At 71.7% G+C, this 24865-nt stretch carries 27 protein-coding genes; 10 read left to right on the top strand and 17 right to left on the bottom strand.

All coding sequences use genetic code 11. The annotated features are described in order from the left end of the window. The first annotated feature begins 109 nt into the window (after positions 1-109). The 3 genes from AB0J93_RS08660 (at position 110) to AB0J93_RS08670 (ending at position 2730) form a co-directional block, all read left to right on the top strand. Entirely contained in the window at positions 110-1057 is a 948-nt protein-coding gene (locus AB0J93_RS08660) for a serine/threonine-protein kinase (RefSeq protein WP_363919619.1), read from the top strand. A gap of 60 nt (positions 1058-1117) precedes the next feature. After that, positions 1118-1540 carry an OsmC family protein gene (locus tag AB0J93_RS08665; RefSeq protein WP_093402731.1) on the top strand — a complete coding sequence of 141 codons (423 nt, stop codon included), beginning with the start codon at positions 1118-1120 and terminating at the stop codon, positions 1538-1540. 335 nt (positions 1541-1875) lie between these two features. After that, entirely contained in the window at positions 1876-2730 is an 855-nt protein-coding gene (locus tag AB0J93_RS08670) for a hypothetical protein (RefSeq protein ID WP_363919621.1), read from the top strand. A gap of 43 nt (positions 2731-2773) precedes the next feature. Here AB0J93_RS08670 and AB0J93_RS08675 read toward each other — a convergent pair whose 3' ends face one another. The 3 genes from AB0J93_RS08675 to AB0J93_RS08685 all read right to left on the bottom strand — a co-directional run bounded on the left by AB0J93_RS08675 (position 2774) and on the right by AB0J93_RS08685 (position 6238). Continuing rightward, positions 2774-3220 (bottom strand): response regulator, encoded by a 447-nt coding sequence (locus AB0J93_RS08675; protein WP_363919623.1) that lies wholly within the window; start codon positions 3218-3220, stop codon positions 2774-2776. A 220-nt stretch (positions 3221-3440) separates the two neighbouring features. Continuing rightward, positions 3441-4487: a B12-binding domain-containing protein gene (locus tag AB0J93_RS08680; RefSeq protein WP_363919625.1), complete on the bottom strand. Its 1047-nt coding sequence runs from the start codon at positions 4485-4487 to the stop codon at positions 3441-3443. Further along, on the bottom strand, positions 4484-6238 hold the full coding sequence (locus tag AB0J93_RS08685; protein ID WP_363919627.1) for a PP2C family protein-serine/threonine phosphatase: 1755 nt from the start codon (positions 6236-6238) through the stop codon (positions 4484-4486). Before AB0J93_RS08685 ends, AB0J93_RS08680 begins: the two co-directional genes overlap by 4 nt. A gap of 252 nt (positions 6239-6490) precedes the next feature. Here AB0J93_RS08685 and AB0J93_RS08690 point away from each other — a divergent pair, with 252 nt between their 5' ends. Beyond that, a complete protein-coding gene (locus AB0J93_RS08690; RefSeq protein WP_363920233.1) occupies positions 6491-6817 on the top strand; it encodes an STAS domain-containing protein in 327 nt (108 codons plus the stop codon). Between the two features lie 64 nt (positions 6818-6881). Next, complete coding sequence (locus AB0J93_RS08695; RefSeq protein ID WP_363919629.1) at positions 6882-7229, top strand: STAS domain-containing protein; 348 nt, start codon at positions 6882-6884, stop codon at positions 7227-7229. Between the two features lie 67 nt (positions 7230-7296). Here the strand turns inward: AB0J93_RS08695 and AB0J93_RS08700 are convergent, their stop codons facing one another. Then, on the bottom strand, positions 7297-7599 hold the full coding sequence (locus AB0J93_RS08700) for a hypothetical protein (RefSeq protein WP_363919631.1): 303 nt from the start codon (positions 7597-7599) through the stop codon (positions 7297-7299). Between the two features lie 213 nt (positions 7600-7812). Here AB0J93_RS08700 and AB0J93_RS08705 point away from each other — a divergent pair, with 213 nt between their 5' ends. Further along, positions 7813-8793 carry a DUF2267 domain-containing protein gene (locus AB0J93_RS08705; RefSeq protein ID WP_363919633.1) on the top strand — a complete coding sequence of 327 codons (981 nt, stop codon included), beginning with the start codon at positions 7813-7815 and terminating at the stop codon, positions 8791-8793. Positions 8794-8866: 73 nt separating this feature from the next. Here AB0J93_RS08705 and AB0J93_RS08710 read toward each other — a convergent pair whose 3' ends face one another. The 5 genes from AB0J93_RS08710 to AB0J93_RS08730 form a co-directional block, all read right to left on the bottom strand. Beyond that, on the bottom strand, positions 8867-10168 hold the full coding sequence (locus tag AB0J93_RS08710; protein ID WP_363919635.1) for an NAD(P)/FAD-dependent oxidoreductase: 1302 nt from the start codon (positions 10166-10168) through the stop codon (positions 8867-8869). Positions 10169-10295: 127 nt separating this feature from the next. Beyond that, entirely contained in the window at positions 10296-10577 is a 282-nt protein-coding gene (locus AB0J93_RS08715; protein WP_363919637.1) for a DUF6510 family protein, read from the bottom strand. Positions 10578-10590: 13 nt separating this feature from the next. Beyond that, on the bottom strand, positions 10591-11313 hold the full coding sequence (locus AB0J93_RS08720; RefSeq protein WP_363919639.1) for a ferredoxin reductase: 723 nt from the start codon (positions 11311-11313) through the stop codon (positions 10591-10593). Between the two features lie 8 nt (positions 11314-11321). Further along, the gene (locus AB0J93_RS08725) at positions 11322-11921 is read right to left on the bottom strand and encodes a sulfite oxidase-like oxidoreductase (protein WP_363919641.1); all 600 of its coding nucleotides are present in this window, start codon (positions 11919-11921) and stop codon (positions 11322-11324) included. Between the two features lie 79 nt (positions 11922-12000). After that, entirely contained in the window at positions 12001-13014 is a 1014-nt protein-coding gene (locus AB0J93_RS08730) for a TerC/Alx family metal homeostasis membrane protein (protein WP_363919643.1), read from the bottom strand. 243 nt (positions 13015-13257) lie between these two features. Here AB0J93_RS08730 and AB0J93_RS08735 point away from each other — a divergent pair, with 243 nt between their 5' ends. Next, a complete protein-coding gene (locus AB0J93_RS08735; protein WP_363919645.1) occupies positions 13258-14424 on the top strand; it encodes a CaiB/BaiF CoA-transferase family protein in 1167 nt (388 codons plus the stop codon). Positions 14425-14497: 73 nt separating this feature from the next. Here the strand turns inward: AB0J93_RS08735 and AB0J93_RS08740 are convergent, their stop codons facing one another. Next, positions 14498-14908 carry a DUF2267 domain-containing protein gene (locus AB0J93_RS08740; protein ID WP_363919647.1) on the bottom strand — a complete coding sequence of 137 codons (411 nt, stop codon included), beginning with the start codon at positions 14906-14908 and terminating at the stop codon, positions 14498-14500. Between the two features lie 145 nt (positions 14909-15053). Here AB0J93_RS08740 and AB0J93_RS08745 point away from each other — a divergent pair, with 145 nt between their 5' ends. Next, a complete protein-coding gene (locus AB0J93_RS08745; RefSeq protein ID WP_363919649.1) occupies positions 15054-15326 on the top strand; it encodes a DUF2795 domain-containing protein in 273 nt (90 codons plus the stop codon). 245 nt (positions 15327-15571) lie between these two features. Here the strand turns inward: AB0J93_RS08745 and AB0J93_RS08750 are convergent, their stop codons facing one another. The 3 genes from AB0J93_RS08750 to AB0J93_RS08760 all read right to left on the bottom strand — a co-directional run bounded on the left by AB0J93_RS08750 (position 15572) and on the right by AB0J93_RS08760 (position 17495). Then, a complete protein-coding gene (locus AB0J93_RS08750) occupies positions 15572-16234 on the bottom strand; it encodes a hypothetical protein (protein ID WP_363919651.1) in 663 nt (220 codons plus the stop codon). Between the two features lie 63 nt (positions 16235-16297). Further along, positions 16298-16894, bottom strand: a complete 597-nt coding sequence (locus tag AB0J93_RS08755) for a dihydrofolate reductase (protein ID WP_363919653.1) — start codon at positions 16892-16894, stop codon at positions 16298-16300. Between the two features lie 10 nt (positions 16895-16904). Continuing rightward, positions 16905-17495, bottom strand: coding sequence for a TetR family transcriptional regulator (locus AB0J93_RS08760; RefSeq protein WP_363919655.1), 591 nt, complete (start codon positions 17493-17495; stop codon positions 16905-16907). Positions 17496-17560: 65 nt separating this feature from the next. Here AB0J93_RS08760 and AB0J93_RS08765 point away from each other — a divergent pair, with 65 nt between their 5' ends. Continuing rightward, complete coding sequence (locus tag AB0J93_RS08765; RefSeq protein WP_363919657.1) at positions 17561-18679, top strand: alpha/beta hydrolase; 1119 nt, start codon at positions 17561-17563, stop codon at positions 18677-18679. A gap of 74 nt (positions 18680-18753) precedes the next feature. Here the strand turns inward: AB0J93_RS08765 and AB0J93_RS08770 are convergent, their stop codons facing one another. Next, complete coding sequence (locus tag AB0J93_RS08770) at positions 18754-19725, bottom strand: pirin family protein (protein WP_363919659.1); 972 nt, start codon at positions 19723-19725, stop codon at positions 18754-18756. A gap of 68 nt (positions 19726-19793) precedes the next feature. Beyond that, entirely contained in the window at positions 19794-20678 is an 885-nt protein-coding gene (locus AB0J93_RS08775; RefSeq protein ID WP_363919661.1) for a hypothetical protein, read from the bottom strand. A 262-nt stretch (positions 20679-20940) separates the two neighbouring features. On the opposite strand from AB0J93_RS08775, the gene gdhA reads away from it, so the two are divergent. After that, positions 20941-22278, top strand: a complete 1338-nt coding sequence (gene gdhA, locus AB0J93_RS08780) for an NADP-specific glutamate dehydrogenase (protein WP_363919663.1) — start codon at positions 20941-20943, stop codon at positions 22276-22278. 86 nt (positions 22279-22364) lie between these two features. Here the strand turns inward: gdhA and AB0J93_RS08785 are convergent, their stop codons facing one another. Both AB0J93_RS08785 and AB0J93_RS08790 read right to left on the bottom strand, forming a co-directional pair. After that, positions 22365-23000: a hypothetical protein gene (locus tag AB0J93_RS08785; RefSeq protein WP_363919665.1), complete on the bottom strand. Its 636-nt coding sequence runs from the start codon at positions 22998-23000 to the stop codon at positions 22365-22367. A gap of 13 nt (positions 23001-23013) precedes the next feature. Continuing rightward, positions 23014-24798 (bottom strand): DUF4012 domain-containing protein, encoded by a 1785-nt coding sequence (locus AB0J93_RS08790; RefSeq protein WP_363919667.1) that lies wholly within the window; start codon positions 24796-24798, stop codon positions 23014-23016. Positions 24799-24865 lie beyond the last annotated feature (67 nt).

Below are 24865 nucleotides of genomic sequence, written 5' to 3' on the forward strand. Positions count from 1 at the left end.
GCACCAGCCGCCGTCTGAGGCGGGTTTGCCCTGATCGGAGCCGGGGTACCGTGCCGAGGCCACGGCCGCACGCGCCGCGGCGGAGCAGCATGAGGGCAGGAGGCGGTCGATGCGTACGCTGGACGGGCGCTACCGGCTCGAACAGCGCATCGGCATCGGCGGGATGTCGGAGGTGTGGCGGGCGTACGACACCGTGCTGGACCGGTCGGTCGCGGTGAAACTGGTCTCGCCCGGTCAGCCGGACGGGACGGCGTCGGTGGAGCGGATCCGCGCCGAGGCCCGCTCCGCGGCCCGCCTGGTCCACCCCAACGTGGCAAGCGTGCACGACTTCGGCACCTGCGACACCGGGGTGGGGCACGAGCTGCCGTACATCGTGATGGAGCTGGCCGAGGGGCAGACCCTGGCTGCGCACCTGCGCACCGGCCCGCTGGACTGGCGGATCGCGGTGCGGGTCTGCGCGGAGGTCAGCGCCGCGCTGGCCGCCGCACACGCCCACGGCATCGTGCACCGCGACATCAAGCCGGCCAACGTGATGCTCACCCCGTCCGGGGTGAAGGTGCTGGACTTCGGCATCGCCACTCCGGCCGGCGCAGCCGACACCGCGCCCGACGGCGTCGTGGTCGGTACGCCCGCGTACCTGGCGCCGGAGCAGCTGCACCGGGCCCCGGCGACCCCGGCGGCCGACATCTACGCCCTCGGGGTCCTTCTCCACTACTGCCTCGCGGGGCGCCTGCCGTACCCGGCGGACAGCGTGAGCCAGTTGCTCGGGCGGGAGCCACGCCGAGCACCTCGACCGCTGCCCGAGCTGCCCGGACTGCCCACCGAGGTGGCCGACCTGGGCCGGCGCTGCCTCGCCGACGATCCGACCCGGCGGCCGAGCAGCCTGGTGGCCGCACTGCTGCTGGCCGAGGCGGTCGACGCCCGGGTGTACGTGCCGATGCACGAGCCGCTGATGCCACGGCAGCGGCCGCCGAAGGTGAGCCCGTGGACGGAACGGGCGGCGGCTGAGGCCACCGAGGCCGTCGCCGTCGCCCAGTCGAGTCGGCACGGCAGTTGATTCTCCGGTTTCACGCGTCCGGCCCCGGGTAGCCGGGCGAGGAGTGACGGGAGGAACGCGATGCCGAGTTCCTGGCTGAACGAGGTTGCCGCCGCGACCGCCGAGGGCGGTCACATCCACACCGACGACGAGGCGCTGTCGACCGCCCTCGCCTCGCCGCTGGCGCCGCACTGCACCGGGCTGACCCCGTCGCAGCTGCTGGCCGCCGCGTTCGCGTCCTGCCTGCACCATGCGGCGGTGGAGGCGGCCGGCGGTATCACCGACGAGGCGCACACCGTGCAGGTACGCGCGGAGGCGAAGCTGGGGCGGGACGACGACGGCCGTTACCGGGCCGACGTGCACGCGTCCATCTCGTCGGTCGGGCTCAGTCGCCAGCAGCTCGCCGAACTGGTCGAGCACGCCGACCGACTGTGGCCGTTCTCCAGCGAGGACGGCGGCCGGCACCGGCTCACGGTCAGTCCGGCGGAGAACGGCCGACACTGACCCGCTGGTGAGATGAGCCGGCCGGGTTCCTGCCTGCGCGTACCGACGCCGGAGGGCACCGCATGGTCCGACCGCCCCACGCGACGGCTCGATTGGGTCGAGCCCAACCTCGCCCATTCGGGGGAGGCAGCCAACAGGGCCGATAGACGTCTATAAGATCCCGTTTCCGCCCTGTTTTATATGCTCATTTCTGACATTTACTCCACGACGGATAGGCCCTGCTCGACCGCTATGTAGGCGTAAGCGGAGAATGACCTGGCGGATAGCCGCGAATTGTGACGCATGCCACCAACCGGGCCGATGGCAGGCGGCGATTGGCTTTCTAGCCTCGGCGGGTGCATCCCGACGACGACATCGACCAGAAGCTGACCCCCGGGCAACCGGCGAGCCTTTCGGCCGACGACACATCATCCGAAGGGGTGATGGGGCGACATCGCGCCGTGCCGACACCGCGCCGCGGCATTCGCGCCGTGCTCGCCTCCACCCCGGTCCGGGTGGCCCTGGCCACCGGCGTGACCTGCTGCCTCGGCGCCACCGCCGTCGTGGCCGCCAGGCACGACGACGAGGTACCCCCACCCCCGGTGACCGAGGCACTCACCGACCGCGCGCTCGCCGCCCAGGAGAAGGCGGCCTCCCGATCCCTCGACCGCAGCCCCACGCCCACCCCGGCCAGCCCCACCGCCTCGCCCAGCGCCAAGCCGTCGCCCACCCCCAAGCCGAAGCCGAAGAAGAAGGCCCCCACCAAGCCACCACGCCCCCGGCCCGTCGCCGGGCTCACCCAGGCACAGATGGACAACGCCAAGGCGATCGTGGACGTCGGCGTCGATATGAAGATCCCCCGCCAGGGGCTGGTGATCGCGGTTGCCACCGCGATGCAGGAGAGCACCCTGCTCAACTACGCCAGCGGCGTGCTGCCCGAGTCGCAGAACTACCCGCACCAGGCCATCGGCTGGGACCACGACTCCGTCGGGCTGTTCCAGCAACGCCCCAGCAGCGGTTGGGGCAGCGTCCGGGACCTGATGCGGCCGGCGTACGCGGCCCGTGCGTTCTACGAGGCGCTGCTTGAGGTACCCGGATGGCAGCAGATGAGCCTGACCCTGGCCGCCCAGGCCGTGCAGATCTCCGCCTTCCCCTACGCCTACGCCCAGCACGAGGACCGGGCCGGCACCGTGGTGGCGGCCCTGACCTGAGCCGGACGCGGGTGGTCGGGTCGGGCCCGCCGGAAACGGCGGGTCAGGCCCGCTTGGGCAGCACGACCACTCGACCGAAGAACTCGTCGATCCGGTGCACCACGTCGTTGAAGTCGTCCAGGTCGATCGGCTTGGTGACGTAGGCGTTGGCTTGAAGCGTGTAGCTGCTGATGATGTCGGTGTCCGCGTTCGAGGTGGTCAGCACGACGATCGGGATCGTCCGCAGGTCCTCGTCGCCCTTCACCTCGCCCAGCACCTGACGCCCGTCCATCCGGGGCATGTTGAGGTCGAGCAGGATCACGTCCGGACGTTGGGCGTCGCCGTGCCGGCCCTCGCGGCGGAGAAACTCCATCGCTTCCTGACCGTCACCGACCACGTCGATCACCTTCTCGACGTCCGAGGTGGCCAGGGCCTCCTCGATCATGAGCACGTCGCCCGGGTCGTCGTCCACCACGAGGATGCGAACCGGAGCGAGGGTGTGTGCGCCCATCTCTACCTGCCTCAGGTCGGCCAGGACGGGACCTGCCGGCCCCGCGCTGGCGGAAATCTAGCCCATCGCCGGACGGTCGACGACCGCCGGGTCCGCGAAGTCGCGGCCGTGCCTCCAACACCCTGCGGCCTGGCCGGTCACGATCAGCACCGGTTCCGGGACAGACGTTTGCTGCGCGGCAAGTATAGGGGTGCCTGGCGGGCGGCGTGTCACGCCGCGGTCAGGCGGCTCGCCGGTCAGCAGTCGGCAGTACCGCGCGTCCCCGCTGGAGATGGTCCGCCGCCCGGGGAAAGTCGTGCAGCAACCGACCGTAGTGGGCAAGCGACGCGTCCACCGTCGCGGCCGGCACCCCACGACTGTCCAGGATAGTCACCAGCCACTCGATGAACTCGGTGAACAGCGAGGCGTCGTCGACGTAGAGGGCGGCGGCCAGGAAATCCAGGATGTATCCGAGGTCGCTGACCGTCGAATCCAGCTGGGCCGGAGTGTGGTCGCGGGTGGCCGGGAACCGCTGCGCCAGCTCGGCCAGGGCGCTGTCCACCAGCTCGCCGCGTCGGTTGACCAGGCTGGCGTACTCGTCGTCGGCCAGGTGTGCCAGGTCGACCGGCACCGCCGCGCGCAGGGCCCGTTCGTCGCCGAGCAGGTCGGCGGCGGCGGGCGCGTTGGCTGCCCAGGGCACGCCGAGCCGCCGCGCCCACCGACCGTCCATGCCGAAGCCGCGACCGCCGACCAGCACCGGCACGTCCGCGCGCCGGCACGCCTCGATCATCCGGTGCGCGTGCGGTAGCCGCATCGGCAACGCGGAGGCCAGCGCCACCGCGTACGCGTCGTACCGGTGCAGGTACGACACCAGGTGTGCGGCCGGGACGCTGGCCCCCAGGAAGGTGACCTGCCAGCCGCGCAGCCGCAGCACCTCGGCGACCAGTCGCGCCGGCAGCGCGTGCCACTCACCGTCCATGCAGGCCACCACGATCCGGGCGCGGGTCGGGCGCACGTCGGCGTACGCGGCGACCGCCGCCACCACGCGCTCGCTGATGTGGGTCGCCGCGTGCTCCTGGGCCACGCTCCACTCGTTGCGCGCCCACCGCTCCCCCACCTCGGCCTGCGCCGGAGCGACCAGGTCGAGGAGAACGCGATCCGCCGCCACGCCGGCGTCGAGCAGTTCGCGCGCCACCTCGACGGCGGCGTGCTCGTCGGCCTCGGCGAGACAGTGCAGATAGTCCGGGTAGACGGCCTCGAGCGAGGTGTCCCGGGTCGCGGCGGTCACCGGACGGTGGCCCCCTCCGGGTCCGGCCCGGCCACGGTCGGCACCGCGTGCAGATGCCGTTGCGGCCGGCCGCCGACACCGGCGGCACGCAGCGCGAGCACCGCGATGTCGTCGTGGTCGCGCTGAGCCAACCAGTCGCAGGTCACCTGCTCGATCCGCTCGGCCAGCGCGGGTGCCGGCATTCGGTGGCACCCGCTGAGCGCCTGCACCAGACGATCGGTGCCGAGCAGTTCCTCGCCCCGCCTACCGCCCCGCGCCTCAGTGACACCGTCGCTGTAGAGCAGGCAGGTTTCACCGGGGGCAAGCCGCGTGGAGACCTGACCGATCCGCGGATCCGGCACCACGCCGATGAGCATGCCGTTCAGCGGCAACTGCTCCACCTCGCCGGAGGAACGCAGCACCAACGGCGGCAGGTGCCCGCCGCCGGCCAGCGTCAGATGCAGGCCACCGTCGCGGTGCGGACGGACCACGCCCAGCACCATGGTGGCGAACCGGCCCTGGCCGTGCGCCAGGGTCGTCTCCAGCAGCGCGTCGTTGAGCAGCCGCAGCAGCCTGGCCGGTTGCTGCTCGACCCGGTGCAGCGCGTGCAGACACTGACGCAGCTGCCCGGTGAAGACCGCCGCCTCGACCCCCTTACCGGAGACGTCGCCGAGGAAGAACACCGAGCCACCGTCGGGCAGCCGATGCGAACCGTAGAAATCGCCGCCGATGCGCAGGCCGGCCTGGGCTGGACGGTACGCCGTCCCCCACTGCACACCCGGTGCCGGCGTCGGCTCGACAGGCAGCAGGCTGGCCTGCAACATGTCGGCCACCTCCGCCTGTTCGCGATAGAGCAGCGCGGTGGTCAACGCCGCACCGGCCCGGGCGGCGAAGGCCCAAACCAGGTCGAGGTCGTCCTCCCCATACCAGCCGCCGCTCCCCCGCGCAACGAGCAGCACCCCCGCGGGCGTGTCCCGGCCCGGCAACGACACCAGACGGGCAGCCACCTCGGCGGCGGAGACACCGGGCAGCCAGCCGGCGTCGACGACCTGCTCGACCAGCCAGTCGACGGAATGCGGCTGGTTGCCGCGCAGGCTCTCGATGATCGCCGGGGGCAGCTCCGTCGCGCCGATGACGCCGCGGTCGACGGTGGGCGTGTCGTCTCCGGCCTGGCGAGCCCGCCACCAGCGGGCGCGTCCGGAGCGGGGCGCCAGCACCAGCACCGCCGCCTCGGCGAGAGTGGGCACGGCGAGGCGGACCACTGCCGCGGCGGCCCGATCCGGGTGCAGCGGGTTTCCCAGCTTGTCGCCGACCATGGTGAGGAAGGCCGATCTGGACCGCTCCGCGGCCAGTTCCTCGGACCGCTTGTCGCTGTCGCTGACATCCTCGACGTACCAGGAGCTACGCCCGCCGGACAGGGGGACTCGACGCACCCGCAGCCGTCGGCCGTGATGACGCAGGTATGGATCGAGCGAGGCCAACGGCTCGACCGCCGCGAGCGTCCCGCCGACGACCACCTCGGGCAGCAGGCGCTGCGCGATCGGGCTGACGTGCCGTACGGTCCCGTCCGGGCCGCACACCACCACGCCTTCGCGGAGATGTTCGGCGACCTCGGGCCAGTCGAGGGCGAGCTGGTTCTGCGGCGGCTCCAGGGCGGGTAGCCCGGCGACCGGCCGGGAGTTGGTCGGACGCCAGGCGGGGACCCGGGCGACACTCGGCGTGGAAGACCGTCCGTCGCCGGGGTCGAGGTCCCTGACGTCGGCACCTGTCACCAGCTTGAGCCTCGCTCCTTGTCGGGTCCGCAGCCACTTCGAGCGGCATGCATGGTCACGTCCTGACACCCAGCCTACGCGGGTCTGCCGGTGCCGCCACCCGAGCGACGGTCCGCCGGACACCCACGGCCGCCCGACAGGCGGGCCAGCTCAGTGGTTGTTACGATCCGAGCGCCCCTACCCGCCCGCCACCCGCGGAAGGCGTGATCGTTGCTGTCCCACGGTCGCAGACCCGAGACGCCGCCGCTGAGCATGTCCGTCGACCGGTCCGATCCTGACGCACCCGTGATCAAGGTCGTCGGTGATCTCGCCTACACCACCGCCGCGCCGCTACGAGCCGAGATCGACCGGTTGATGAGCACCGACCCCACCACTCTGGTGCTCGACTTCGGTGGCCTGCAGTTCATCGACAGCACCGGGCTCAGCGTCATCGTGCACTCCTGGCGCGAGGGGCAGCAGCGGGGCATCCGACTGCGGTTGCGGACGGTCCCCCGGTTCCTCGAGACCATCCTCGACATGACGGGGGTTACCGGCCTGCTGGCCCGCGAGCCGGACGATCCGGCTCCGGTCACCGCGTAGCGGCTGTCCGGAAACTTTCCACCCCGCGACTTGCGCCTGGCCGACGTACTGGGAGCATGTACCCATGTCGGCACAGCTGTTGGTCATCGAGGTCGACCGGCACGACGCGGGAAAGGCCGAGTTGCGGCTGACCGGCGACCTCGACTTCGACAGTGCGCCGGAACTCATCGACGTCGTGGCCACCCTGCGGCGCGACGGCTACCAGCAGTTCGTCATCGACCTCAGCGGTGTGGGGATGTGCGACTCCTCCGGGTTGAGCGCGTTCGTGGTGGCCTACCGGGGTGGTTCCGTGCCCCTGCGGCTGACCGGTGTCAACCCCACGCTGCGCCAACTGTTGGACCGCACGGGCCTCGCCGAGTTGCTGGAGCTGTCCCTGGCCGCCGGGAGCGATGACGTGCAGGCCGCCGGCTGACCCGCCCGGGCCACCCGAAGGGGTGGCCCCCGACCCTGGGACCAGGGGTCGGGGGCCGGAGGATGGCTCAGGGGGCCGGAACCGGATACCGGCCCGTGCGCTGGGACTGCGTGGTCGGCTCCGCGTCCTCGGGCGGCCCCGAATCCGGAGTCTTGAACAGATAGCGGACGAACTCCGCACCTGTCCCGTCGTCCTGCTCTCCGGGCCACTGGCCGGCGCAGTCGACGCCGATCACCTCGCGACCGCCGCCGTCGGCCTCCTCCAACAACGCCCACAGGCTCACCGGGTAACAGCGGGTCTGTTCAGGCTCCAGCCGCCACCGGGCGTACCAACCGGGTCGGGCGGGGACGATCTCGACTATCCGCTTCATCACGACCTTCCCTTCCGCCGTGCCTCGGAAGATCTCCGGTCCACCGCGATCGTCAGCCCCGCCCGGGTGACCGGCCCTCACCCCGGCCGGATGAAGCCTCACCAATGTCGGCGACCCGCACCCGGCCCACGCCGGCTCGATCGTTTCGCACCGGCGGCGGCCGGGAAGGCCATCGACGAAGCCAGGAACACCAGCGGAAGCGAGGTGTGCACCATGCGTAAGCAGATGGAGGGCGACAACCAGCGCCGTCGGGCACTGGCCCGCCAGGCCCGGGAACGCGGTATGCGGGCCGCCGACACCGGCGCCAGCCTGAGCGCGTCCAAGCAACTCACCCACCTCGACCAGAACAAGCGGGCCGGCCCCGCGCCGGCCGGTGGCCGCCACAAACCGGACACCACGCGCGGCGGTCCCGCTCCCCCGGCGGCCGGTTCCCCGCAGGCCCCCCGGCCCCGGCCGGAGCCGGGTGCGCAGGCACCGGGGGTCATCACGATGGGCTACCGCGACCTGGTCGAGGACGTCGTTCGCCGCGCCGGGGTCGATTTTCGCACCGCCAAGGTCGGGGTCGAGTCGACGGTGCTCGTGCTGGCCTGGGCCCTGGAGGCCGGCGAACGCCGCCGTCTGCTGGAGGCAGTGCCCGCCTCCCTGCACGATGTGGTCCCGGTGGACGGCATCGAGCGGCACCAGGACCTGAGCGGCTTCCTGTCCGAGGTGGGTCGGATCAGCGGTCGAAGCCCGGAGCAGGCGCGCTATCAGGCCGAGGCGACCCTCGCCGCGCTCGCCGAGCACGACGGTGACCTGATCGAGTCGCTGCACGTACCGGATGAGCTGCGACAGCTGCTCGACCAGCCGCCGGCCGGCGGCGGCGTGGTCGGCCCGGTCAGCGCGCTGCCGCCGTTGTCGGCGGCCGAGCTACGTACGGCCCTGGCCGACCTGCCCTACTGGTCCGGTGACCGCACCGCGCTGTCCCGGACCCTGGAGTTGCCGCCGGGCAACCTGGACCGGGTGTTGGACCGGCTCGATCTCCTTCGCCAGCAGACCGGCCGCGGACCACGGATCGGCCGCGCCGACCCGGCGACCGCCGTGCTGACCGTGACCTCCGGCAACGCCGGGGCGGTGACCGCGATGGACATCGACCTGGCACACACGGTCGATGACGCCATCGACGAGGCGGGGGCCGGAATGGCCGCCGGCTGAGCCGTCGGAGATCAGCTGTGCGGTCGTGGGTGCACCCACGACCGCACGGCCGTACCAGCCGGTGGGTCTGAGGTCAGCGGACCCGCACCGGCATCTCGGGCGACGAACTCTCCAGCGGTACGGCGGTGGCGGAGATCAGTCCGAGCTGTGCCGCCGACCGGGGCAGCGCGGCGTCGAGGAACCAGTCCGCGCTCACCCTGGCCCGGTTGCCGGGCATCGCGAGCAGGTGGTAGCCACGGGTGACCGCCTTGGCGGGCAGGCCCGACAGTGGCACCTTCAACGGATTCGCCGCGGCCTGCTTGCCGCCCAGGTCGACCACCCAACCGAGATCGTGGTGCTTGTACGGCCGACGGCGTCCCTGTCCGTACGAGGCGGCGATGTTGTGCGCGGCCAGTTTGCCCTGCCGCTGCGCGTGCTGGGCGGTCATCGTGCAGATCTCACCGGGCCGAGTCAGATCGGGCACCGCGGCGGCGTCGCCGCAGGCGTAGACCTCGGGGAACCCGGGGACGTTGAGGTACTCGTCGACGACCAACCGCCCCTTCTCGGTCCGCAGGCCCAGTTCCGCCACGAACGGGTCGGGGCGTACGCCGACGCACCAGACCAGCGAACAGGTGGGCACGTAATCGCCGTCGGTCAGCTTGACCCCGTCGGAGGTGGCGACCGCCACCGAGGTACCCATCCGAACGTCGACCCCGCGTCGTCGCAGGACCTTGTCGGCGGTGACCGACATCCGTCGGTCCAGCTCCGGCAGCACGCGTGGGGCGACGTCCAGCAGCATCCACCGCGGTCGGATCTTGAGCCGGGGGTGCTGGGCGGCCAGTTCGTCGGTGAACAGGATGCCGTGCGCGGCCACCTCGGTACCGGTGTATCCGGCACCCACCACCACGAACGTGGCGCGTGCCTGCTGCTCCGCCGGGTCCTCTGCCTGCTCGGCCAGTTCGATCTGCCGGACCACGTGATCGTGCAGGTAGAGCGCCTCGGGCAGGCCGCGGAAGCCGTGGGCGTACTCGGTCACGCCGGGAATGGGCAGCAGCTTGTTCACGCTGCCGACGGCCAGGACCAACCGGTCGTACGCCAGCCGGTTGCGGTCGCCCTCCGGCTGGGTGAAGCCGACCCACCGGTTCTGCAGGTCGACGCTGTCGGCCTCGCCGATCACCACCCGTACGCCGTCCAGGGTGCCGGACAGCGGCACCGCGATGCGGCCCGGCTCCACCACCCCCGCCGCCACCTCCGGCAGCAGCGGGAGATACAGGAAGTAATCCGTCGAGTTCAGCACGACGATCTCGGCTCGGCCGCGGGCCAACCGGCTCAACGTCTTCGCCGCGTGGTACCCGGCGAACCCGGCCCCCACGATCACCACACGAGGCTTCGTCATTTCGGCCCGGTTCCCGTCATGAGCGCCGGCAAACTTCACCCACCCCGCCGATCGAGCACTTCTCGTCGGGACAGACCGGCACCAAGGGGAGATCTTGGCGACCGAAAGTGCAAGATCGCGGGGGGTTCTAGCGTGGTTGGTCGGGTGGCATCGGGAACTGGAGGAAGGTGGTGCCGCGCAGGTCGAGCCAGGCGCGGTCGGGGGCGCGGACCAGCCGCACCATCACCTCGACGCAGGTGGGGCAGCGGCCCACCAGGCCGGGAGCGTGCGAGTAGACCCGCAGCCCGGCCATCGGACCGGTGGTGCCGCAGTGGGCGCACCGGACGGTGGCGCTGCTGAGGTCGACCGCGAACACCTCCCCCATCGGACCGTCGAGCATGTTGCCGTCCACGTAGGGCAGCGCGGTCATCCGCGATCTCCTCTCAACCGGTCGGGCCGAAACGTTCGGTGCGTACCCGCCGCGCCGGGTGGCCCAGCCCGACGAGCAGATCGGAGACGGCCTCCACGAAACCTGTGGGCCCGCAGACGTACACCAGCGGCTCCAGCTCCGGTGGCCAGCCGTGGGTGTTGACGTCGGCGAGGCCGAGCCGGTGCGGTTCGCCGCGCCAGCCGTCGGGCGCCTGCCGGGTGTACACGTAGGCCACGTCGAGGCCGGCGTCGTCGCGTACCCGGCGCCGTAGCTCGTCGGCGTAGAAGCCGTCGTCGGGGGTGCGGACGGAGTAGATCAGCCGGAACGGGGCCCGGCTTCCGGCCGCCCGCCGGGCTCTGATCATGGCCATCAACGGCACCACCCCCGATCCCCCGGCGACGAGGAGCACCGGTTCGGTCTGCTGTGGCCGCCAGACGAACCAGCCGCCGATCGGGCCGCGCACCTCGACCGGGTCACCCTCGCGGTAGGCGTCAACCAGGAACGGCGACACCTCGCCGTCGGACACACGCTGGACGGACACCTCGATCCGGTCACCGTCGGCGGGGGCCGCCAGCGAGTACGACCGGGCGGCCTGGTACCCGTCCGGCGCGGTCAGCCGGATGTCGACATGCTGGCCGGGCAGGTGGGCCGGCCAGCCCGGCACCTCCAGCACCAGGGTCCGCGCGGAGGGCGTCTCGACCCGGTGCTCCACCAACCGGGCCGCCCGCCAGCTCATCCGGCCGCTCAATCGCCCTGGTACCGCTGCTCACGCCACGGGTCGCCGTAGTCGTGGTAGCCGGCGGTCTCCCAGAAACCCGGGGTGTCCTCGACGGTGAGGTGGATGCCCCGCACCCACTTGGCGGACTTCCAGAAGTAGAGATGGGGAACGAGCAGCCGCGCCGGCCCGCCGTGCTCGGCCGGCAGGTCGTCGCCGTCGTAGGTGTGCACCAGCCAGGCCTGCCCGTCGCGCAGGTCCTCCAGCGGGAGGTTCGTGGTGTAGCCACCGTAGGAGTGGGCCAGGGCGTAGTCGGCGGCGGTGTCCACGCCGTCGAGCAGGGTGTCCAGCGAGACGCCGCGCCAGCTGGTGCCGAGCTTGGACCACCTGGTGACGCAGTGGATGTCGACGGTCGGCGTCTCCTGCGGCAGCGCCATCATCTCGTCCCAGCTCCACCGGTACTCCGTACCGGCCTCGGTGCTGATCACGAACTCCCACTGGTCCCGCGGCACCCGCGGGGTCGGGCCGGCGGAGAGCACGGGAAAGTCCGGCGTCAGGTACTGGCCGGGAGGCAGATCCGGCGCCTCGGCGCGGGGTCGGCCCTGGAAGCCCGGTGTGACGATGCCCACCGCTCAGTCCTACCACGCCCCGCGCCACGACGGACGCGTTCGCCCGGCCAGGGTTGGTAGTCGCCCGGACCGACGCCGGTCACTTCCGCTCGGTGACGACTTCCTTGGAGCCCGGCACCACGTTACGAGTCGCCCGCAGGCTGGTGAAGGTGACCACGGCCAGCACCACGACAATGACGCCGAGGGAGATCTCGGTGGGAATCACCGGCACGCCCTCCCAGATGCCGTGCGCCCAGTGCAGGCCGAGCTTGACCCCGATGAAGGCCAGGATGATCGCCAGGCCGTAGGTGAGGTGGACCAGGCGGCTCAGCGCCGCGTGCAGCACGAAGTAGAGCGCCCGCAGGCCGAGCAGGGCGAAGGCGTTGGTGGCGAAGACCAGGTACGGGTCCTCGGTGATGCCGTACACGGCCGGCACCGAGTCGACGGCGAAGACCACGTCGGTGGCGAGCACCGCCACCACCACCAGTGCGAGCGGGGTGAGCGCCCGGCGCCCGTCGACCCGCACCGTCATCTTGGTGCCGTGGTACTCGTGGACCACCGGCATGAAGCGGCGGAGCAGACGCACCGAACGCATGGTGCCGATGTCCACCGACTGCTCGTGCCCGGTGAACGCGTCGCGGAGCAGCTTCGCCGCGGTGAACAACAGGATCAGCGCGAAGATCAGGAAAGCGAAGTCCAGGGTCTGCAGGGCGGCGGCGCCGAGGGCGATGAAGATGCCGCGCAGCACCAATGCGCCGGTGATGCCGAACAGCAGCACCCGCTGGGCAAGCACGGTCGGCACCGCGAAGGCCGCCAGCAGCAGCATGAACACGAAGAGGTTGTCCACCGACAACGACTTCTCGACGAGGTAGCCGGCGAGATAGTCGATGCCCTCCTGCCGTCCGTACTGGGACCAGACCCAGGCGCCGAAGGCCAGTGGCAGGGCTATGTAGAAGGCAGACCAGCCCAGCGCTTCCTTGAGTGACACCTCGTGCGGGCGACGCGTCACCACGAAGTCCAGCACCAGCAGGGCGAGCACGCCAAGTATGGTGATCGCCCACAGCGAGGGCGTACCGATGGTCTGCAGGTCCGCCGCGACAGACAATTCGGACATGGGGCCTCCTCGAACACCGTGTCATGTTCGAGGTCTCCTTCACCCACGTTTCGTGGGCAACCACCCGAGGCGCGCTCCGGGCGCGCCGTACTGACCGGCATGGTTCGTGGGAAGTACTCCCCTCGTGCTGACAAGGTTAGGACAGCCGAATTCCGCCCGCCACGCGGGGCGTTGTCGGACCCGGTGGCTTCGCTCACGGCCGGCGACCCGGCCGATCCCGAGGTGAGCGCCTATCGTGACCCGGTGACCGCAGACCTGGCGACCGGCCCGCTGGCCGGCGTACGAGTGGTGGAACTGGCCGGGATCGGCCCCGGCCCGTTCGCCGCCATGATGCTGGCCGACCTCGGCGCCGACGTGATCCGGGTCGACCGGGTCACCGAGGTGGACACCACGGCCTTCGGCACCGCGCACCCCGATCTGCTCAACCGGGGACGCCGCTCGGTCGCGGTCGACCTGAAGTCCGCCGACGGACGCGAGGTGGTGCTGGCACTGGTCCGCCACGCGAACGCCCTCATCGAGGGGTTCCGGCCCGGCGTCACCGAGCGGCTCGGTGTCGGCCCGGCCGACTGCCACGCGGTCAACCCGGCCCTGGTCTACGGCCGGATGACCGGGTGGGGCCAGGACGGCCCGAACGCCCCGTACGCCGGGCACGACATCGACTACCTCGCGCTGACCGGTGCGTTACACGGCATCGGACGGGCCGGAGAGCCTCCGGTACCACCGATGAACCTGCTCGGCGACTTCGGCGGCGGCGGCATGATGCTCGCCCTGGGTGTCGTCTCCGCGCTGTACGCGGTGCGCGGGGGTGCCACCGGTCAGGTGGTCGACGCGGCCATCGTGGACGGCGTCGCCGTGCTCAGCACCCAGATCCACGCTCTGCACCAGCTCGGCATGTGGCGCAACCCGCGCGGGGTCAACCTGCTCGACGGCGGTGCCCCCTTCTACGACACCTACGAGTGCGCCGACGGTCGATACCTCGCCGTCGGCGCACTGGAGCCACGCTTCTACGACGAACTGGTCCGGCTCACCGGCTTCCCGCTCCCGCCGGACGAGCCGATCGACCGGACCGACCCGGCGAACTGGCCGGCGTTGCGGGCCGCCTGGGCGCGCCTGTTCCGCACCCGTACCCGCGACGAGTGGGCGACGTTGCTCACCGCCTCCGATGCCTGCGCCGCGCCGGTACTGGACTGGCGGGAGGCACCGGAGCACCCGCACCTGGCGGCCCGGGAGACGTTCCTGCTTCGCGACGGGGTCGTCCAGCCGGCTCCGGCACCCCGGTTCTCCGCCACCCCGGCCGCGATCCGCCGGCCGCCGCCCTGGCCGGGCGAGCACACCGACGAGATTCTCGGCGAGGCCGGCTTCGACCGGGACCGGATCAGCCGGCTGCGCGCCGACGGAACGATCGGCTGAGTTCGGACTGTGCACGTGGCCGGCGCCCACGACCCAGGTGCGGCCGCCGCTGGGCCGGAATGCGGCGGCCCGCTCAGTGGCGCCGCAGCGTCGCGCCGGGCGCCAGGGCGGGCTCGACCATGTCGCGGTAGTCGCGGGGCAGTTGGACCACCAGTTCGTCGAACTCACCGCCGGTAACCGCCTCCCGGAGCGTGGTGAAGACCGCGCGGGCCGCGTCCCGGGCGGCCGGCTCCGCCACCCCGGCGCGGACGGCGACCCGGGCGACGAACTCGGCGGCGCCGAACCGCTCCGCCGCCTCGATGTCCGGTGTTGGGCGCATCGGCAGCCGCAGCGGGGCGGGCAGCTGCACGGCCAGGTCCAGCACCTCGCCACCGGTCAGCCGTTCGGCCAGCGTCTCCAGCGTCGCTCGGATCAGTTCCGCCGCCCGTGACGACGAGGTAGCGGTGCGCTGGGCGACCTGGTCGACGAACGTGTCGTAGTTCATCGCGTACCCCCTCCGGCCGGCGCTTACCCATCCGCCCGGCGCGGAAACGGCGACCGCTTTTCGTCGGACTCGGCGCGTGAGCGGCCCCGGCTCGGGTATCCGCGCCCGGTCGTGGCCGGATCGAAGCCCGGGAGGAGCCGACACCATGGCGAGTTACACCGACGTCCTGCAGTACCTGTCCAGCCTGGATTACCCCGCCGGGAAGGACGAGGTGGTAAGCGAGGCCGAGCGGGAAGGCGCGCCGCCGGACGTGCTGCAGGCCCTGCGCGCCCTGCCTCCGGTGGATTACGCCAACGGCAACCAGGTGGCGCGGTCGGCCGGCATCGACGCGGCTCCCGAGATCACCGACGCGCAGCGCGGCGCGCAGGGACGTGACAAACGGCACCAACGGGTGTCACAGCACCTGCGCAGCATCTAGAGCACCCGGCTGGCCCGCCGGCAACCGGGCCGGCTGGCTACCCGCCCGCAGACAGGGGGGCGCCCCAGCCGCGAACCGCTGCCGGGGGCGCCCCTGCGTAACCGCCTGCCCTGGCGACGGTGCGCCCGAACCGGGTCGCGGCCACCAGGCGGCCGACAGCCACCCGAACCGGGTGGCTGCGTGTTACTGCGATCAGCTTACCGCACGCCATCAGCCGAACGGACAGTGGGTGCCGACAAAGGGCCTCATCCCGTCAGCTCGGCGTATCGCCCCTCCAGGTCGACCCGGGCGAGCGCACCGACCAGCCAGGCGAGCTGCTCCGACTCGCGGCCACCGGCCAACCCGGCGAGATCCTCGGCGGAGCGGCCCAACCCGAGTCGCCGCGCCGCCGTCAGCGCCCGCCGGTCGGCCACCGGCGCAACCTCGCCCCACAGCGCCTGCACCTCGCGCAGGAACAGGTCCGCGACCTGGTCGTCCACCCCCGGAAGGGCGGTGAGCAGTGCCCGCTCACGGGTCGGGTCGCGGCGCGCCGCCGAGCGCAGCCGCCGCAGGTCACCCCGGTACCGTTCGACGACCGTGCGGGCCAGCTCGCCCAGCAGGTCGGCCAACGTGTCGACGTCACCGCGCTGGCCGCTGTCGCGCAGCGCCCTGACCCGGTCGGAGTGTGACGAACCGGACAGCCTGGCAGCGCTGTCCCAGCCCGCGTCGGGCAGCGCGTGCGCGCCGTCGAGGGCGCGCCGGAAATCTCCCCGACGGGCGAGCAGCACCGCCAGGCAGAGCACCTGGAACAGGCTGGACGGGTTGTTGGTGACCCGGAAGCCGTACTGCTCGGCGAAACCCCGGCCACTGCCGGCGAGCCGGCGCGCCAACCGCTTTTTGTCCTCGATGGTGGAAACCGTGGTGGGCATGAGCGGCTGTTACCCGCGCCCAGGGTGAGTAGGCCGGGTTTCCCGGCTGCCTGGGCACAGACCTCAGTTGCGGTCCAACGTCAGTACGCGTACCCCTGAGTCCAGAACGGCGGCGTCCACGTGGGTGAACAAGGTGGGCTGGAAGGGACCGGCGAACATCGGGATGCCGGTACCGATCACGGACGGGTGCTGCTTGATGATGAGCCGGTCGATCTCGGGCAGCAGGCTGTGCGCCAACCTGCCGCCGCCCACCAGCCAGATGTCCAGCTCGCTGCCGTCCTGCTTGAGGCTGCGAACTCGGTCGAGGGCGTCGGTGCGGACCAGCTCGACAGTGTTGCCCGGAGTCTCCCGCAGGGTGGTCGAGAACACCAGGTGACGCAGATGTGGGTAGGCGTCGTCCAGCCCGGCGTCGAGGCCGACCTGATAGGACGCCCGGCCCTCAAGCACGGTGTCGAAGACCTTTGCCGGCCCCTCGACGCCCAGCGCGGCACGGGCGGGCGCGGGCAGAGTCTCCGGGAAGTTGCTCACCATGTAGTCGATCAGGTCGGCTGGAACCGGGAAGTAGCTCTGGCCGCTCGGGTCACCGCCGTCCGGGCCGGCGATGAAGCCGTCGAGGGTGGTCGCCACGTAGTAGGTGAGTCGGCGCACGGGGCCCTCCATCACGGGATGCTCAACTGTCGGACCGGTGGTCGTCGGGGGGTTCCGGCCGGGCCTGGGGCCACTCGGCGCCCACGAGTTTCGCCAGGGTAGCTTCCAGCTCGGCGCGACTGCGTTGCTGTCCCTCGGTCGCGGTGAGTTCGGCGAAGAGCAGGCCGTCGACGAGCGCGAGCGCGGCCGTGGCCACATCGCGTGCTCCCGCGACGCCCTGCTCGGTCAGTCGCTGCTCGATGGCACCACGCACCCGGTGGGTGCCGGCCGCCAGGAACGCGCGCAGTTCGGGACGGCGTACGGATTCGAGTACGAGCTCGTATCGGGCGATGAGCCGGTCCCGGTCGGTGGCGAGCAACTGGTCGGCCACGCGCGCGAGGTCTGCCGCGAGCGTCCCGGCGGCTGCGGGTGCGAGCGCCGCCTCGTCCAGCTCGGCCAGCCGGTCGACGGCCGCCCGGAGCAGGTCCGCCCGGGTGCGGAAGTAGTAGGAGGTCGAGCCGATCGGAAGCCCCGCCTCCTTGTCGACGGCCCGGTGGGTGAGTCCACGTCCGCCGGCCCTGGCCAGCGTGGTGATCGCCGCGTCCGCGATCACCGTCCGACGTTCGGTCGCCATGGGGCTCCCCTCCCTGCTCTACAGGTGCAGAGTAGCATTTCTCGACACCTGTAGAGGAGGAGTCCATGCCGAACGACTACGTGGTGCACGTCCTCGTACTCGGCCTGGCCGCCACGGCAGCGTTCAACCCACCCACGCGACCACGGCCACTGGCGCGGGCCGCCTTCCTGGCCGGGATGGTCGTGAACGAGGTGCCCCACCTGGTGCTGACGCTGCTCGCGGTCTCGACCGCCGCGGCGATCTGGAGCGGGGACCTGCGCCGCGACGTGTTGTCGGGCGTCCTGCTGGCCGGCGCGGCCGCTACCGCGGTGATGCTTGTCGCGTTGACCCGCCGAGCCATCCGTTCGGGATCCGTCGCTGATGCCGCGCTGCGAGCGGCCGGCATAGACCGCGCACCGCCGCGACAGAGCCGGTGGCGTACCGCCCTCACCCCGCTTCCGATCCGACCGCGTTCCGTGCAGCGACTACGCAACCTGCGCTACGGCGACCATCGGCGCCAGCGCCTCGACGTGCTGCGGCGCCGGGACCGACCCACGGGTGGCCCGCTGCTGGTCTACTTCCACGGCGGCGGCTACTTCTCGGGCAGCAAGAACTGGGAGGGGCGCGGCCTGCTGCACCACCTCGCCGCGCGCGGATGGGTGTGCGTGAGCGCGACGTACCGGCTCCGCCCCGGGGCCGGCTTCGAGGAGCACCTGGCCGACGCGGACACCGCGATGGCCTGGGCGCGCGAGCACGCAGAAGAGTACGGCGCGGACGCGACGACGGTGGTGATGGCAGGTAGCTCCGCAGGCGCCCACCTGACCTCCCTGTACGCGCTACGCGCGGCCCCGGCCGAGCGCCCTGCCGCGGCGGTCTGCCTCTACGGCTACTACGGCCACTACTACGGCCGCAGCGCCCAGGAGACTGTCGCGTCGACCCCGTTCGCACTGCCGGCAGCCGACGCACCGGCCTTCCTGATCGCGCACGGAAGCCTCGACAACTACACCTCCCCCGCCACGGCGCGCGCACTGGCGGACAAGCTGCGGGCCGAGTCGTCGCAACCGGTGGTCCACGTCGAACTGCCCGGCGGCCAGCACGCGTTCGACCTCGTCTCCTCCTGGCGGCTGACCGCTGTCATCGACACCCTGGACGCAATGCTTGCCGACATCGGCGTGGGCGCGGGACGTCAGCTGGAGGCGTCGTAAAGGTGCTGATCGCCGGAGGGCTGCTCGACCCCTTGGTGCGCGACCTGGATCATCCCGCCTGACCTGCCAGCAATTCACTTGTGAAAGCCGCCGGAACGGTCGCGGGCCTTGAGCCGGACGGTGGGCAGGGCCGGTGCGGGCAGCGGCGGATCCGGGTCGTCGGCGACGACCCCGAACCGCCGCCCGGCCATCCAGTCCTCCCGGGCGGCGACGATCTCGTCGTGGTCCCGACCGACGAAGTTCCACCACATCACCAACGGCTCCTCGAACGGTGTGCCACCGAGCAGCATCAACCGGCTACCCGGCTCACCATGCAGGCGCAGCACGTCCCGCCCGGCGCCGAGCCAGAGCAGCGCCCCGGGCGCCAGCGGCTGGCCGTCGACCTCGCCGGCACCGTCGAGGACCAGCAGCGCGTACTCGAAGTCACGCCGCAGCGGCAGCTCGGCCGGCGTCGGTCCGGCCAGTTCCAGTTGCGCGCCGAGCAGCGGGGTGTGCACCCGGGCCGGCGAGCGTTCCCCGGCGAGTTCCCCGACCAGCAGGGTGACGTCGAGGTCCCCGTCCTGCCACCGGGGCAGCTCGGCGTGGTGGGCGAAGTCGGCCGCGCCGGCTCGCGCCTCGTCCGGCAACGCCACCCACAGCTGCACCCCGTGCATCAGGGGCGGATGCTGCGCCGGTGAGCGTTCGGAGTGGGCGATGCCGTGGCCCGAGGTCATCACGTTGAGTTGGCCGGGGCGGATCGGCTGCTGGTTACCGAGGCTGTCCCGGTGCAAGATCTCGCCATCGAGCAGCCAGGACACGGTCTGCAGGCCGGTGTGCGGGTGCGGCGGCACCTCCATGCCGGGCCGTCGGGCCACATCGTCGGGGCCGAAATGGTCGACGAAGCACCACGCCCCGACCAACCGGCGGGTGCGCTGCGGCAGCAGCCGGCGCACCGTGGTGTAGCGGCCCAGCGGCACATCGTGGCCGGGCAGCAGCACGCTGCCCGGATCGACCGTCGCCACACCGGGCGGACGGGTCTCGGCTGGCATCGCCTCGGCACGCTCCACGGTTCGACTCTACGCCCGCCTCGGTCGCCCGCCCGCTCGTCAGCGAGCGGGTGCTCCCGCGAGAGGGTTCAGCCGCCGCGTACGGTCACCACGTTGGCACCGGCCACCAGGTCCAGGAAGATCCGATTGGCGGCCCGGTCCCAGCCCGGCGAGCCGAGCACCGTGCCCGGTGCGAGGCCGTCGCGGCGCTCGCCGTACACCTCGACGGCACCGGCACCGGAGCCCGCCCGGACGCGCACCGGCACGTCGTCGGTGACGGTGACGTCGAACTGGTTGACCCCACCGGTCACCCGCACCACGAGCAGCCCGTCGACGCGGGGCAACCGGAGGTCGGTCCGGGTCGCGCCACCCACCAGCTCCAGTCCGGACAGCCGGGCGGCGCCCAGGTCCATCCGTCGCTCGGCAGCCCCACCGGTGAGTCGCAGATCCCAGGACACCCGGGCGTTCAGCAGCACCTCGACCGTGCCCGGCTGCTCGCCGGTCCGCTCGATCCGCAGCGACACCCGGTCGCCAACCAGCTCAGGACGTGCCCGCGAGCCGGACGCGGCAGGGCTGACCACGCGGTACAGCTCCTCCCCCAGCTCCGTGACCCGAACATCGACGCGGTCCACTCCGTCGACCAGCTCGAAGCTGGCCCGCCGTCGGTCGTTCAACGGCGCGGTCCGTACCTCCTCGGAGCTCTCCTTCGCGGCCCGGGCGGCACCGCCAAGTCCGCTGGCGTCGTCCGGCGCGGCGGTCGCGCTGGCCACCGAGTCCGTTCCGCCGGAGAAGACCCGGCCGAGCCGGTGCGGGTCGGAGAGGATCACCACGACGGCGACCGCCCCGAGGCCCAGCACCAGCACCGCGGCGGCGACCAGCAGCCGGGCAGCCGGGGACCAGATCGGTCGGTCCGGTACTGGTTCCCCGGTGCCGCTGGGCGTCGCCGGTGACACCTCGACCTCGATCAGCGGCACCGGGGCTGACCCGGGTCGTGTTCGATCCTGTCCGTCCTGCACCGATCCGGCCATCGGTCTCCCCTTCCACGGTCCCCTACCGAGGGGTACGCGCCAGAAGGCGGGACGGATCAGTCGACCGGGCGTCGAACCCGTGCCTGAGCTGGTCCCCGACCGTCGATGAACCGGACGGCGGTGACGAACCGTATCCGAGGACGGTCGGCGCGACGCCGCCGAGGTCCGGCAACGGCGCCGGGCCTGAACCGGAAGGGACGTGTCGGTGATGCCGGAGACGGTCGAGTCGGTGTTCTCCAGTGTGGTCGCCCGCAACCCGGGTGAGCCCGAGTTCCACCAGGCCGTACGGGAAGTGTTGGAGAGCATCGGGCCGGCCCTGGCCCGACACCCGGAGTACGCGCAGGCCCGGATCATCGAGCGGATCTGCGAGCCGGAACGGCAGATCATCTTCCGGGTGCCCTGGGAGGACGACCGGGGTCGGATCCGGGTGAACCGGGGCTTCCGGGTCGAGTTCAACAGCGCCCTCGGCCCGTTCAAGGGTGGGCTGCGCTTCCATCCGTCGGTGTACCTGGGCATCGTCAAGTTCCTCGGCTTCGAGCAGATCTTCAAGAACGCGCTGACCGGGCTGCCGATCGGCGCCGGCAAGGGCGGCGCGGACTTCGATCCCAAGGGGTGCTCGGACCGCGAGGTGATGCGCTTCTGCCAGAGCTTCATGACCGAACTGCACCGGCACATCGGGGCGCAGACGGACGTGCCGGCCGGTGACATAGGGGTGGGCGGCCGGGAGATCGGTTACCTGTTCGGCCAGTACAAGCGAATCACCAACCGGTACGAGTCGGGTGTGCTGACCGGCAAGGGTCTGTCATACGGCGGCGCGCAGGCGCGTACCGAGGCCACCGGGTACGGCGCGGTGTTCTTCGCCGAGGAGATGCTGCGGCAGACCGGGGACGGCCTGGACGGCAAACGGGTGGTGGTCTCCGGCTCCGGCAACGTGGCCATCCACGCCATCGAGAAGGTCCACCAGCTCGGCGGGACGGTGGTCGCCTGCTCCGACTCCACCGGCTACCTGCTCGACGAGAAGGGCGTCGACCTCGACGTGTTGCGGGAGCTGAAGGAGCGGCGGCGCGGCCGGCTGGCGGACTACGTGCTGGACGTGCCGCACGCGGTGAGCGTCGCCGACCGTACCCCCTGGGAGGTGCCGTGCGACCTGGCCCTGCCCTGCGCGACCCAGAACGAGATCGGCGGCGCGGAGGCCGCCCAACTGGTCGCCGGCGGCTGCGCCGTGGTGGTGGAGGGGGCGAACATGCCGACCACACCCGAGGCGGTGCGCATCCTCGGTCGGGCCGGCGTGCGGTTCGCGCCCGGCAAGGCGGCCAACGCCGGTGGCGTGGCGGTCAGCGCCCTGGAGATGCAGCAGAACGCCAGCCGGGAGTCGTGGACCTTCGCGGAGTCGGAGCAGCGGTTACGGGAGACCATCCGGGACATCCACGCCCGCTGCTGGGCGACGGCGGAGGAGTACGGCCTGCCGGGCGACTACGTGGCCGGGGCGAACATCAACGGGTTCCGCCGGGTCGCCGAGGCGATGCTGGCGCACGGCGTGGTCTAGGGCGGGGCAGACAGGTACCGGTGCCCGTCGGAGGGAGCGGCGGGCACCGGTACCTTCGTTCTCCGGGCCCTGCCCGGAATCGTGGATCAGTTCGCGCCACCCGCACCGAAGCGGTTGCGCCGCCGCCAGGCCAGCGTGCCGAGCAGCAGGACGGCACCGGCGGCCACGAGCCCGCCGCCGACCTTCATCGGCGTGTCCAGGCTGCTGCCGGTTACCGGCAGGTGCGGCTTCTTCTTCTTGTGCAGCACCCGCAGCTGGGTCGAGGCGGTACGCCCGGACTCCCGGCCGGTGCCGGTGAAGGTGAGCAGGCCGGTCACCGACGGCGTGTACCGCCGGGTGAAGACCCCTTCGGAGTTGGTCCGGGCGGTGAAGCTCAACGGCGCGCTGGCCTGGAAGGCCACCGGCGCCATGGCGACGGTGCTGCCGTCGCTGCGCCGTGCCGTACCGGCGGCCGGCGCGGCCAGCGGCGTCACCGAGACGACGATGTCCACCGTCTCGTTCGGCCCGTAGTTGCGACCGGTCAGGATGACCGTCTCACCGAGGAAGATGGTGGGTCGGTTCACCGTCAGCGACGCCAGCACCGGCGGATACGGCGGTGGCTGGGGCGGATCGACGACTGTTGGCGACGGCTGCGGCTGCGGTTGCGCCGCCCCCGCCGCAGCCGGCACGGCCACCACGGCCAGACCGACCGTGAGCGCCATGATGATGCGGGATAGCCGCATGGTTCGTTCCCTCCTACTGAGAACAGCTTGGTGCGGTAACAACATGGGTGGTCCATGGGGTGGCGGTCGGGGTCAGCCACAGCTCGGCCGCACCGCTCTCCGTCTTGCCGGTCAGCAGCGCGACCTCCAACGTGCGGGTCCCGCCCGGTCCGATATCGACGTTCACGGTGGCGACCTGCCGCCGCCGCTCGGTGCCGTTGCCCACCGAGGTCTCGGCACCGTCGATCCGGGTGTCGAGCACCGCCCCGCCGGCCGGGCCGTACACCGACACGAGCGTCCGGACGGTGTACGGGTCGCCGGCCAGGCCGAGGCCGAGAACCGACTCGTTGAGCCCCGAGGCCGGTGCGGTGGACCGGAGCGTCACCCGGAGGTTCAGCTCGCGGCGGCCGTCGGCGTGGCAGTCGCCGACCGTCAGGTCGGCGGTCTGCCGGAGGTAGTAGCCGAGCTTCGCGCCGCTGCCGTCGTTGAGAAACACGCCGACCGTCGGCACGGTGTCCTGTTCCGGAAGCGACCCGGCCATCCGGCTGTCGCCGAATGTCCGCTGTTCCTCCGGTCGGGCACTCCAGAACAGTATCCGACGTTCCTGTATAGAGCGGTCAAATGCGGACAACAACCCATTCGGGTGTACGTTCCGGGCGAAAAGCGTGTCGAAGACGGTGGCCGCCGCGCCCGCGAAAAAGCTGTCCTGTTCCCGCGGACCCATCCGCTGGTAGGTGTCGCTGAGCAGCGTCCGGACCGCGTTCTCGGCGCTCAACGCCACCCCGCCCGGCACCCGAACCGGCCCGGTGACCTTCAACAGGTACGACAGCACCACCGGGTCGACGGCCAGGACGCCGTCCACCTGCACCCCGCTGTGCCGCCGGTACATCTCCCGGTACAGCGCCGCCGCGGTCGGGAAGTGCGGGCTGAGGTTGACGTCCGCCGGATAGATGCCGGGCAGCTCCCCCCACAGCGCACGCACCTCGGCGGGGATCTTCACGGGCTGCTCGAACCGACCGATGCTTGAACCGCTGCCCTGGGCGCCCATCTTGACCCGGCCCTTGTTCGCCTCGATCACCGCATACGCGCCGAACATGCCGCCGGTCGCACGAAGCTCCGCGGGGTTCTGGGACACCAGGAGGTACTTCCGCGGTCCGTCCACGCCGAGCAGCGGCGGCAGCAGGCGGCTGGCCCGGTCCGCCGCCGAGGTCATCGCGGCCAACCGGTCGATCTCGCCACGCAGCTCCGTCAGGGCGCGTCGGACCTGCCCGACCAGCCGGCCACCGGAGACCTCGGCCAACTCCGTGCTGGTCCGCTGCACCGTGGCGTGCACCGCGACCAGATCGTCGGTGACGGTACGCAGGCCGTTGAGGTCCAGCCGACCCTCCTGGGGGATCAGTCCGCCGAGATCGACGCGGAGTAACGCCGGGAACGCCTGGCGGGCCAGGTCGTCGATGGCGACGGCGATCTGCCGGACCGCGGTGAGGTTCGCCCCGGCGACCGGGGCCTGTCGGCCGAGCCACCATCCGGGGTCTCCGGTGGCCCGCCGCGCCGCTCCCGACTGCTCCTGCAACGCGGCCAGGGTCCGCTGGGCGCGTGCGGTGTCGCCACCGACCAGATGGGCGCTCAGTTCACCGGCCAGGCCGGCAGCGTTGACCAGGTGGGCGCGCGCCTGCCAGCCGCGGAGACCAACCCACCCACTGAGACCCAGCACCAACGAACCGACCACCAACGTGGTCAGCAGGATGCGACGCAGTCGGGCGCGCCGACGGCGGCGGGACCGGCTACGCCGCCGTCGAGGGCTCTCGCTCTCCGTCACATCACACCTCTTTCCAAAAACGGACAGAAGACCACATTGTTCTTAACACCTAACGGCTAATTGAGTG

Source organism: Micromonospora sp. NPDC049374, assembly GCF_040677165.1.
In the GTDB taxonomy this organism is placed as follows: Bacteria; Actinomycetota; Actinomycetes; order Mycobacteriales; family Micromonosporaceae; genus Micromonospora.

Excerpts from the sequence above, each read along its gene's own strand:
- AB0J93_RS08660 (WP_363919619.1), top strand. The coding sequence starts at position 110 with ATGCGTACGCTGGACGGGCGCTACCGGCTCGAACAGCGCATCGGCATC.
- AB0J93_RS08665 (WP_093402731.1), top strand. The coding sequence starts at position 1,118 with ATGCCGAGTTCCTGGCTGAACGAGGTTGCCGCCGCGACCGCCGAGGGC.
- AB0J93_RS08675 (WP_363919623.1), bottom strand. The coding sequence starts at position 3,220 with ATGGGCGCACACACCCTCGCTCCGGTTCGCATCCTCGTGGTGGACGAC.
- AB0J93_RS08690 (WP_363920233.1), top strand. The coding sequence starts at position 6,491 with ATGTCCGTCGACCGGTCCGATCCTGACGCACCCGTGATCAAGGTCGTC.
- AB0J93_RS08695 (WP_363919629.1), top strand. The coding sequence starts at position 6,882 with ATGTCGGCACAGCTGTTGGTCATCGAGGTCGACCGGCACGACGCGGGA.
- AB0J93_RS08700 (WP_363919631.1), bottom strand. The coding sequence starts at position 7,599 with ATGAAGCGGATAGTCGAGATCGTCCCCGCCCGACCCGGTTGGTACGCC.
- AB0J93_RS08705 (WP_363919633.1), top strand. The coding sequence starts at position 7,813 with ATGCGTAAGCAGATGGAGGGCGACAACCAGCGCCGTCGGGCACTGGCC.
- AB0J93_RS08710 (WP_363919635.1), bottom strand. The coding sequence starts at position 10,168 with ATGACGAAGCCTCGTGTGGTGATCGTGGGGGCCGGGTTCGCCGGGTAC.
- AB0J93_RS08715 (WP_363919637.1), bottom strand. The coding sequence starts at position 10,577 with ATGACCGCGCTGCCCTACGTGGACGGCAACATGCTCGACGGTCCGATG.
- AB0J93_RS08720 (WP_363919639.1), bottom strand. The coding sequence starts at position 11,313 with ATGAGCTGGCGGGCGGCCCGGTTGGTGGAGCACCGGGTCGAGACGCCC.
- AB0J93_RS08730 (WP_363919643.1), bottom strand. The coding sequence starts at position 13,014 with ATGTCCGAATTGTCTGTCGCGGCGGACCTGCAGACCATCGGTACGCCC.
- AB0J93_RS08740 (WP_363919647.1), bottom strand. The coding sequence starts at position 14,908 with ATGAACTACGACACGTTCGTCGACCAGGTCGCCCAGCGCACCGCTACC.
- AB0J93_RS08745 (WP_363919649.1), top strand. The coding sequence starts at position 15,054 with ATGGCGAGTTACACCGACGTCCTGCAGTACCTGTCCAGCCTGGATTAC.
- AB0J93_RS08750 (WP_363919651.1), bottom strand. The coding sequence starts at position 16,234 with ATGCCCACCACGGTTTCCACCATCGAGGACAAAAAGCGGTTGGCGCGC.
- AB0J93_RS08755 (WP_363919653.1), bottom strand. The coding sequence starts at position 16,894 with ATGGAGGGCCCCGTGCGCCGACTCACCTACTACGTGGCGACCACCCTC.
- AB0J93_RS08760 (WP_363919655.1), bottom strand. The coding sequence starts at position 17,495 with ATGGCGACCGAACGTCGGACGGTGATCGCGGACGCGGCGATCACCACG.
- AB0J93_RS08765 (WP_363919657.1), top strand. The coding sequence starts at position 17,561 with ATGCCGAACGACTACGTGGTGCACGTCCTCGTACTCGGCCTGGCCGCC.
- gdhA (WP_363919663.1), top strand. The coding sequence starts at position 20,941 with ATGCCGGAGACGGTCGAGTCGGTGTTCTCCAGTGTGGTCGCCCGCAAC.
- AB0J93_RS08785 (WP_363919665.1), bottom strand. The coding sequence starts at position 23,000 with ATGCGGCTATCCCGCATCATCATGGCGCTCACGGTCGGTCTGGCCGTG.